Source organism: Mesorhizobium sp. M7A.F.Ca.US.005.03.2.1 (assembly GCF_003997795.1).
Taxonomy (GTDB): Bacteria; Pseudomonadota; Alphaproteobacteria; order Rhizobiales; family Rhizobiaceae; genus Mesorhizobium; species Mesorhizobium ciceri.
Genome location: NZ_RZRP01000916.1, coordinates 1 through 2,374, shown reverse-complemented (window position 1 = coordinate 2,374; position 2,374 = coordinate 1). Strand labels below are relative to the sequence as shown.

General features: G+C 62.7%; 1 protein-coding gene and 1 pseudogene. Both read left to right on the top strand.

Annotated features, from left to right (window positions below; genetic code table 11):
* A partial coding sequence (locus EN991_RS32525) for a GMC family oxidoreductase (protein WP_348630513.1) occupies positions 1-1,577 on the top strand: 1,577 nt, incomplete at its 5' end.
* Positions 1,574-2,374, top strand: a pseudogene (locus EN991_RS32520) (beta-xylosidase); the annotation flags it as partial. The gene EN991_RS32525 and the pseudogene EN991_RS32520, both read left to right, overlap by 4 nt.

Sequence of the window (2,374 nt, the reverse complement as noted above, 5' to 3'; positions counted from 1 at the left end):
AAACGGCTGACGTCATGGGCGGGCAGTACGACGTTATCGTCATTGGCAGCGGTCCGGGCGGGGCTTCGCTCGCGCAACGTCTGGCGCCGACCGGAAAACGCATCCTGCTCATAGAGCGCGGCGGCTACCTGCCGCGTTCGCGCGCCAACTGGGACGCACGGACGGTGTTCGTGGACGGCGCCTATCAGGCCAAGGAGACCTGGTACGGCAGGGACGGCGAGAGTTTCCACCCTGGCCTGCATTACTATGTCGGCGGCAACTCCAAGGTCTATGGCGGGGCGCTCTTTCGCATGCGCGAGCGCGATTTCGGCGAAGTCCGCCATAAGGCCGGCGTCTCTCCCGCATGGCCGCTCGGATACGAGGTCTTCGAACCTTACTATGCCGAGGCCGAACGGCTGTTCCATGTACATGGCCAGCGCGGCGAAGACCCGACCGAACCGCCCGCCAGCGGCCCCTTTCCGTATCCGCCGGTGTCGCACGAGCCGCGCATCCAGGAACTCCACGACAGCCTGGCCAATGACGGGCTGCACCCGTTCCATCTGCCGCTCGGCATTCTTCTCCAAGAGAAGGACGGCAGGGCCACGCCGACCAGCACCTGCATCCGCTGCGACGCCTTTGACGGGTTTCCCTGCCTGCTGAACGGCAAGGCCGACGCCCAGGTGGTATGCGTCGATCCGGCGCTCAGATCGTATCCCAACCTGTCGCTGCTGACCAACGCCTATGTGACGAGGCTCGAGACGGACGGGACGGGCAGGAGAGTGACAGACGTGATTGTGATGCGCGACGGCGAGGAAGTGCACTATGGCGCCACCATAGTGGTGGCGGCTTGCGGTGCGCTCTCCACGGCGCTGCTTCTGCTGCGATCGGCCAGCGCCAAGCATCCGGAAGGTCTCGCCAACGGTTCCGGGCAGGTCGGGCGCAACTACATGCGCCACGATCAGTCCGTGCTGATGGCTTTGACCCGCAAGCCGAACGACACGATTTTCCAGAAGACGCTCGCGCTTTCCGACTTCTATTTCGGATCGGACGATTGGGATTACCCACTCGGGCTGATCCAGATGTGCGCCACCTCACACGGAGCACAGATCAGAGGCGAGGCATTGCCCCGCTGGCTGGAATGGCTGCCGAAGCTTCCCTTCCAGGAGATGGCGCGCCATTCGATGGATTTCTGGCTTTCGACCGAGGACCTCCCTCGCTCGGAAAACCGCATTCGCTACGACGGCCGCCGCGTCGTCCTTGAATTCACCGTGAGCGATCTGGAAGCCCATCGCCGTCTAAAGAAAAAACTCAAGCATATATTGAGCAGGGCCGACTCCCGCCCCGTGCTGCTGGAGCGCAGTCTTTACTTCGGCCTCGGCATTCCGATCGGCGGCACCGCGCATCAGGCCGGCACCGCGCGCTTCGGGACCGATCCCGCGGCCTCAGTGCTCGACCTCGATTGCCGTGCCCATGAAGTCGACAATCTCTATGTCGCGGATGCGAGCTTCTTTCCCTCGATCGCCGCGGTCAATCCCACACTGACGATCATCGCCAACGCGCTGCGCGTGGCGGACAGGATCAAGGAGCGGCTTGGATGACGGCGACATTTTCATGCGACCTGAACGGACCGGCGACGCAACTGCCGCATTTCTGGGAACACACGGTCGGTAGCGGCCACGCGACGCTCGGCTTGCGTGCCGACTGGCAGGCGCAACTGAAGCGCACGCATGACGAGCTCGGGATGCGCCATGTCCGCTGCCACAGTATTTTAAGCGACGAAATGGGTACGCTGATCGGCGAGGGCGACACCTTGTTCTACTCGTTCTTCAATGCCGATCAGATTTTCGACTTCCTGCTCTCGATCGGCATGAAACCGTTCGTGGAACTGAGCTTCATGCCCGGTGTCCTGGCCTCCGCCGACAAGACCGTCTTCCACTATCGCGCCAATGTCTCGCCGCCAAAGGACCACGCGCAATGGGCGGTGCTCATCCGCAAGCTTGTCAGCCACTGGGTGGATCGCTACGGGCTGGACGAGGTGCGCCAATGGTTCTTCGAGGTCTGGAACGAGCCGAACCTGACCGCTTTCGGCAGCGGCAAGCAAAGCGACTATTTCGAGCTCTATCGCTACACCGTCGAAGCCATCAAGGGCGTCGACAAGTTGTTGCGGGTCGGCGGCCCGGCAACGGCCGACAATGCCTGGATTGGGGATTTCCTGGATTTCTGCCGGACCAGCGGACTGCCCGCCGATTTCGTCAGCACGCATCACTATCCAACTGATGATTTCGGTAAACCAGGCGATGACACCGAAGCGCAGCTCGCCGCGAGCAAGCGCAGCGCCTTGCGCGACGAAGCGCGCGCCACGCGCAAGCAGGCGGGCGATGTGCCCCTCTATTAT